The sequence below is a fragment of the Rubneribacter sp. genome, assembly GCF_965361815.1.
Genome location: NZ_CBDTNW010000163.1, coordinates 1 through 7,006 on the forward strand (window position 1 = coordinate 1; position 7,006 = coordinate 7,006).

The following is a 7,006-nucleotide window of genomic DNA, read 5'->3' on the forward strand; positions in this document are numbered from 1 at the left end:
CAGTGCGTCGCCCAGTGCGGAGGCCGGGCGAGGTGGTTCGGGGACTTAGAGCAAGGTATTGAGTCTTTTGAGGCTCCTGCCGACTGGCTCCACTTAGATGGCAAAACCTACGAAGACGTGGCCTCCGGGCGCGTCAAGTTAGGCGAGTACGCCAACGGCTTCTCCGACGCCGACGTGCACCGCCTGCCCGACGTCGGGAACGAGCCGGCGTTCCGCTACATCCTGCGGGGCAAGTCCTGGAAAGGAGGGGAGTGACATGGAGCTGCAATGGCCTCTGATACTGTTCACCGCGCTGGTGGCGTGGTCGGCGGGGCTGTTCGGGACGCAGGCTCTGCTCGCCGCCGGCGGGCACGCGAAGAGGTCCCAGGTTCCGGCTTGGATCGCGTCGGCGGTTCTTCTGGCCGCGGGCGGGGTGGCGGTGTTCTTCCACCTGGAGCACTGGGAGAGGGTCTTCAACGGCTTCGGGCACCTGACCTCCGGCATCACCCAGGAGCTGATAGCCATCGTAGCGCTGGCGGCGGTGGCCGTCGCCTACCTGATAGCGATGCGTAGAAGCGAAGATGGTACCACCGTCCCCAAATGGCTCTGCTGGCTCTCCGTTGCCATCTGTGTGATCTTGGTAGCTGTCATGGCCCACTCCTACACCATGGCGGCACGCCCTGCTTGGGACTCGGTGCTCTGGGTCCTCTACGTCCTCGGCAACGCCTGCGCGCTCGGGCCGTGCACGATGGCGCTTATCATGGCGCTCGCAGGCGACGACGTCGCGCCGGCGGGCCTGCCGGCCCTCGCGGGCGCCGCCCTCGGAGCCGTGGCCGCCGTGGCCTTCGCCGCCTCCCTGCAGGCGTCCGCAGGAGCCTTCGCCGAGGTGGGCTTCTACTTCGACCCCACCCACCCCACGGCCGGCATGGCCGACGCCGCCAGCGCGGTCGCGGCCCAGGCGCCGCTGCTCTGGGCGGGCGCGGTGCTCGTCGGCGGCGCCCTCCCGCTGGTTGCGGCCTTCATGGGCAGGAGGTCCGGCGACTGGAGGCTCTGGGGCGCCGTAGCCGTAGCATGCGTCCTCGCAGGGGCGGTCGCTCTCCGCGTCGTCTTCTATGAGCTGGGCCTTTCCGTGTTCATGTTCTACTAGCGCCCACCCCTCCCCGCGGCGGCCCGCGGCCTCCCTGCCGGGACGCCGCCGGAGGGGCCGGGCGTCGCCCCCGCAGGCCTGCCGGCCCTCGCCGGCACCGCCCTCGCGGCCGCGGCCGCCGTGGCCTTCGCCATCTCCCTGCAGGCGAGCGCGGGCTCCTTCGCCGAGGTGGGCTTCTACTTCGACCCCACGCGCCCCACGGCCGGCATGGCCGACGCCGCGGCCGCCGTGGCCGCCCAGGCGCCGCTGCTCTGGGCGGGCGCCGTGGCGGTCGGCGGCCTGGCCCCGCTGGTCGCCGCCCTCATGGGCCGCAAGACCGGCAACTGGAGGCTCTGGGGCGCCGTCGCCGTGGCATGCGCCCTCGCAGGGGCGGTCGCGCTCCGCGTGGTCTTCTACGAGCTGGGCCTTTCCGTGTTCATGTTCTACTAGCATTCACCCCCTCGCATCCGCGGGAGCCGAACGGGTGCGCCCGTCCTCCTGCGGATGCATCTCCCAAGCGCTCCGAGCGGGTGCGGCCTTTCCCTCCCCAATCCCCCTTGCAAACGGGAAGGCTGCTTCCGCTCGGAGCGCTTCTGCGTTTGTGCGCGCCGCTTCCGCTCGGGGGCTTGAGGCTCTCGCGTGCCTTCTGCTTCCGTTCGGGGTGCCTCTCTTGCATAGAAGCTATCGCGCTTTATAGAATATGCTATACTGATAGTATTATCTTGCTGAGGATGAGGAGGCGTGCATGGCAGCGATGCAGATGAATGTGCGCATTGATGCGCGCACGAAGGAGCGAGGTGATGCTGTGCTGCTTGAAGCCGGCTATTCGCCCACGCAGACGGTTCGCACCATTTGGGCGTTTGCGGCGGCGCACGCCCATGAGCCGCAGGTTGTGCGCAGCTTGCTGCAGCAGATGGAAGGCGAACATGACCCAGGGCGGGAAACGCGCATCGCGTCAAAGAAGGCGGCGCTTCGGCGTATGAACGAATTGCGGGAGCAGCTTGAGGCCGTCGTCGGGCCTTCGACAAACAACCCCGTTGCGCATCTTCCCTACAAGGAGCTGCGCAGTCAAGCCCTGCTGGGGCATTGGGAAGAGAAGGGGCTCTTATGACGGCGGCGCCTTCGAAGTTGCTGCTCGACACCAATGTGTGGCTTGATCTGTTCGCCGGCGATCGGCCGGGGCGGCGCGAGGCCATGGAGCTTGTCAGCTGGGCAACAGAGCAGGAGGCGACGCTTCTGTACGCCGCCTCATCGGTGAAGGACCTGCACTATGTGTTGGAGTGGGGGGAGAAGCGCAGGTTGCGCGAGGACGGCCGCGAAATCACCCCCGCCGCTGCGGCTGCCATCAGCGAGTACGCCTGGGGCTGCATCCGCTCGATGGGAGACATCGCCGCGCTTGTGCCTGTTGATCAATCCGATTTCTGGCTCGCAGTGAAATACCGCGCCGTTCATCCGGATTTCGAGGACAACCTCGTTCTTGCTGCCGCCGAACGCGCGAAAGCCGATCTTCTGGTCACTTCCGACAAGGATCTTCTGCGCAGGTCGCCCGTTGCGGCTCTCGCACCGCGCGACGTGCTGGCCCTGGTTAGGGCGTGAGGGCCAACGCGTCGCTTCTGCTGGCGTCAGCCTCTGCGGCCTTCGATGACGTCGAGGAACTCCTGCTTGCTGTGCACGTCCATCTTCTGGTAGATGTGGCGCAGATGGGTGGTCACGGTGCCGCGCGACAGATAGAGCTCCTCCTGAATGCGCGCGCTTGAGCGGCCCTTCGCAAACAAGATCATGATCTCGGTTTCTTTGGGCGAGAGCCGATATTCGACGGCCACGTCCTGGCAACGGTCGTGAAAGCGTCGTTTGCGCGGCTCCCCCTCCTGCGCATCGTTCTGCGCGTCGCCTTGCGCGTCGTCGGGCTTCGTGAGCGCGATGAGGTCGCTTTCGCGGAACACGAACATGTACGACACCAGGATGGCAAGCGTCGCCAGAAGCGCGACAAGCGACAGCGTCTGCGGCGCGAACGGGGCCAGCAGGCAGATAGCCTGGCCCGCCATCGAACCCAGCAGCACGCCGAGCGTGATCATGCCCCAGCCAATGCCGAACACCGTGATGGACGAGAACCGGAAGTTGAACGAGATGTCGGCCAACAGCACCCAGATGAGCACGTTGAACGTGCCGTAGCCTGCCAGCGCAATGCTGCTCTCGACGTCCGACAGCCCGGTGAACACGGGTAATAGCATGAAGAACACGGCCATGACCAGCATCACCGACTTGTACACCTGCCGCAATCCTATCTCGCGAGAGAACAGCACGCAGCCGTAGATGATGCCCATGGTGAGAATGCTGGCCCAGACAAGAGGATAGAGGTAGAAGCGCTCCACGGGCGCCTCGTTCGCTGCGATGAACACTGCGCGCACCACGCCGTCGGCCAACCCGATCAGGCAGGCGCACACGCCGATCTTCCACGAGAACCTTCCCAGGCGAATGCCCACCGGTCGCACGGCTGCGGCAAGACGCGGCGACCACGCTTTCAAGCGCACGAACAAGATGTAGCCCGATGCGAGGGGCAAACATGATGCCACTATGCATGCCGCTACCGACGGCAAGGACATGACCAGCGGAAACAGCAGAGCGGCAAGGAAAAAGGCAAACGGCGCCTCGAATGCGGTCTTCTGCGGGTCCACGTTGCGGTACACCTCGCCGTATCCGAGGTCTATCAGGCCCGACCCCACTCCGGTGCACAGCGCCCCCAAGGCTCCCAGCAGCGCCTGCGGCGCGTCGGGCAGCGTCATCGAGGCAACGAGCAGCGTGCCAACGGCGGTAAGCGCCGGCCCGGACAGTCGCCACGCCCATCCTTTCATAAGCGTTTCAAGCCGTTCCCCAAGAAACGCGCTGGTGAACAGCGTGGCGCACAAGGCGATGGTCGATCCGTTGAATATGATGCCGGGCACGGGTTGGCCGTCCCAGGTGACGAAGCTGACGGCGGCTCCCAAGAACATGAGATAGACCCAGCTGCGGGCAAGGGCGAAGCCGATGGTGCGCAGGCCGAAGAAGTTCTTCCACGACAGGCCGCGCATACGCTCGCGCGCTATGGCAAAAGGCTTGCGTTCCTGCCCCATGCTCGTTTTCCTCCCCGGTTTGATGACCCCATGAAAGGATGATAGCACGCTCGTAAGTTGACAGAGGGAGGCTAAGTATTTATGTATTTTACTAATAAAAGCACCTCATCAGGACTTTTTCAAAAATCATGGTAAACGCATGATGCTTCCGCCATCCTGTGCGGCGGCTTTTTCGACAAAACGCATGATGCGTCGCCCTTGCGTTTTGGGCAGACTGGGCGGCAGGAGAGGGGGCGGTTGCGCCGCTCCCCGAAAGGACGAGAGCAGGATAGGAGGAGGAAGCATGGGCAGGCTCAATCTGACGCGCCGCGCGTTTTCAAAGCTGTCGGCTGCAACGGGTGCGGCGCTTGCGTGCGCATCCGCCGTCGCGCCGAACAGGGCGCTTGCGCAAGACGCCGGAGCCGCCGCGCGCGGCGGCGAGGTTAAGCGCGTGCGCACGTGCTGCCGCGGCTGCGGCAAGATGGAGTGCGGCGTGTGGGTGACGGTCCAGGACGGGCGCGCCGTGAAGGTGGAGGGCGACCAGTCGTCGTTCCAGTCGAGCGGAAACTGCTGCGGCAAGTCGCAGTCGTCCATCCAAGCGGCGTACCACCCCGACCGTATCTACCACCCCATGAAGCGCACGAACCCCAAGGGCGAGGACCCGGGCTGGGTGCGCATCTCGTGGGACGAGGCCATGCAGACCATTGGGGAAAAGTTCAACGAGATCATGGAGCGCTACGGCGGGCAGGCCATCTTCAACATGTGCGGCACGTCGCGCCAGTGGGTGTACGCGCCGTATTGCTTCTACAAATGGCTGTTCGACACGCCCAACGCGCATCTGGCCTCGGAGATCTGCAAAGGGCCGCGGCGTTTGATGGGTTGGATCAGCTCGGTGGACGGCGCGCCATGGATGGCTCTGCGCGACGGGCCGCGCGTGTACGTGCAGTGGGGCACCGCGCCCGAGAACTCCAACTACGACGACAGCTGCCGCAACCTCGTGGACAAGATGACCGAGGCCGACGTGCACATCTGCATCGATCCGCGGCTTTCCGGTTCGGGCAAGGAGGCCGATTACTGGCTGAACCTGCGTCCCGGCTCCGACGGCGCGCTGGCTTTGTGCTGGCAGCACATCATTATCAAGCACGACTTGGTGGATTGGGAGTTCGTGAAGCGCTGGACCAACGCGAGCTTCCTCGTGGTGGAGGACATGGAGCCTACGGGCGGGCGCTACTTCGAGTTGTCGTCGCCTATGGCGGGTTCGACGGCGGACTCTCCCGCGCCTCCGGCGGACATTGCGGGCACGAAGCTGAAAACGCGCCTGCTCAAAGAGTCCGACGTGGTGGAAGGCGGCAGCCCCCGCAAGTTCTACGCGTGGAACAAGCTGGCCAACGACGGTGCGGGTGGCCTGGTGTTTTGGGATGTCGACACCACCCAGTGGGAAGGCTGCAACCACGTGGCGCCCACACGCGACCAGATGGACGTGGTGTACGAGGGCACGTCCCAAGAGGGCTATCTGCCGCCTCTTTCGTACGACGAGCTGATCGACGCGGGCATCGACCTGGACATGCGCGAGTCGCACGAGGTGACGCTGCTCGACGGCACGAAGCACACGGCCAAACCGGTGTGGGCCTATCTGGAGGAATCGGTGGCCGACTGCACGTCCGAGTGGTGCCAGGAGATCACCGGGCTGGATCCGACGCTCGTGGAGGAGGCGTGCCTTGCGTGGGCGACGCGCCCCGAAGGGCAAACCTACGGCAACGGCGGCATCCACCTGAACCTTGCGCCCGACCAGATTGGCAACTGCACGCAGACGGTGCGCTCGGTCATCCACCTCATGTACATGACAGGCAACTTGGACGGCCCCGCCGGCAACCGCGGCCTCACGCGCTCTCCCCTGGACGAGCAGGCCACGTCGGTGCCCGGTTCCAACATGCCGCAGGAAGTGAAGGCCCAGCTTGTTGCTTTGGGCGTGATTCCCGTTGAAGGCGTGGAACCCGATCCAACCAATCTGCCGGACAAAATAGAGACGCTCTCCAACATGGTGGGCGCCGAGGAGTTCCCGCTTACGGCGTACTACAACGAATGGGCCGACGCCACAACAATCTGGGAAGCGTGCATCGATGGCAACCCGTACCCGCTGAAAGGTGGCATCAACGAGTCTGGCTCGTTTATGAACATGTCCAACGCCAACCTGGCGTGGGAGGGCATGTCGAAGCTCGACTTCTGGGTGGACATCAACATGTTCCACCATCCCGGCACCGAGATGGCCGACATCTTGCTGCCGTGCCAGCATTGGCTGGAGATCAACAACATCCGCGTGTCGCAAGGCGCTTCCGGCGGCATTGGGGCAACGGTGCGCTGCGTGGAGCCGCCAAGCGACACCAAGTTCGACCACGATATCAGCCGCCTGATCTTCGATGCGGTAGGCGGGCCGAACGGCACGTGGAATTCGCTCGTCGATGCAACGCAGCCGGCCCCGGAATACTGCGATGATCGCATGGACGAGTGGTTTGCGACCAACAGCGCCGCCAATCCCAAGGTAACGTGGAAGTCGTGGCAGGAGTTTTCCGATTACTATCAGGAAAACGGCTGGATCAACGCCAAGGAGATCGAACCCGACCGATGGGGCACCTATCGCCGGTTTGAAACAGGCTGGATGCGCATGGGCAAAGACGCCTGCACGGGCAAGCTGTTCACCTGCGATGAGGCGGGCGAGCCGGTGAACAACTTCGGCTTCCCCACGCCCACGGCGCTGGCCGAGTTCTGGCCGATGCTGTTCGAAGCGTACGCCGTCGATCGCGCCAACGAGTTC

At 64.6% G+C, this 7,006-nt stretch carries 6 protein-coding genes and 1 pseudogene; 6 read left to right on the plus strand and 1 reads right to left on the minus strand.

The window, feature by feature from the left end:
* From ACWKY3_RS11965 to ACWKY3_RS11985, 5 genes and pseudogenes are all read left to right on the plus strand, one after another.
* A pseudogene (locus ACWKY3_RS11965) lies at positions 1–255 on the plus strand (4Fe-4S dicluster domain-containing protein); the annotation flags it as partial.
* Between the two features lies 1 nt (position 256).
* A complete protein-coding gene (locus ACWKY3_RS11970; RefSeq protein WP_449316633.1) occupies positions 257–1,126 on the plus strand; it encodes a dimethyl sulfoxide reductase anchor subunit family protein in 870 nt (289 codons plus the stop codon).
* 120 nt (positions 1,127–1,246) lie between these two features.
* Positions 1,247–1,555 carry a hypothetical protein gene (locus tag ACWKY3_RS11975; protein WP_449316634.1) on the plus strand — a complete coding sequence of 103 codons (309 nt, stop codon included), beginning with the start codon at positions 1,247–1,249 and terminating at the stop codon, positions 1,553–1,555.
* Positions 1,556–1,850: 295 nt separating this feature from the next.
* Positions 1,851–2,216 carry a hypothetical protein gene (locus ACWKY3_RS11980; RefSeq protein WP_449316635.1) on the plus strand — a complete coding sequence of 122 codons (366 nt, stop codon included), beginning with the start codon at positions 1,851–1,853 and terminating at the stop codon, positions 2,214–2,216.
* Positions 2,213–2,701: a type II toxin-antitoxin system VapC family toxin gene (locus ACWKY3_RS11985; protein WP_449316636.1), complete on the plus strand. Its 489-nt coding sequence runs from the start codon at positions 2,213–2,215 to the stop codon at positions 2,699–2,701. The genes ACWKY3_RS11980 and ACWKY3_RS11985 overlap by 4 nt, the downstream gene beginning before the upstream one ends.
* Positions 2,702–2,727: 26 nt before the next feature.
* On the opposite strand, the gene ACWKY3_RS11990 is transcribed toward ACWKY3_RS11985, so the two are convergent.
* The gene (locus tag ACWKY3_RS11990; RefSeq protein ID WP_449316637.1) at positions 2,728–4,215 is read right to left on the minus strand and encodes a helix-turn-helix transcriptional regulator; all 1,488 of its coding nucleotides are present in this window, start codon (positions 4,213–4,215) and stop codon (positions 2,728–2,730) included.
* A gap of 283 nt (positions 4,216–4,498) precedes the next feature.
* On the opposite strand from ACWKY3_RS11990, the gene ACWKY3_RS11995 reads away from it, so the two are divergent.
* The coding region (locus tag ACWKY3_RS11995) for a molybdopterin-dependent oxidoreductase (RefSeq protein ID WP_449316638.1) at positions 4,499–7,006 on the plus strand (2,508 nt) is incomplete at its 3' end.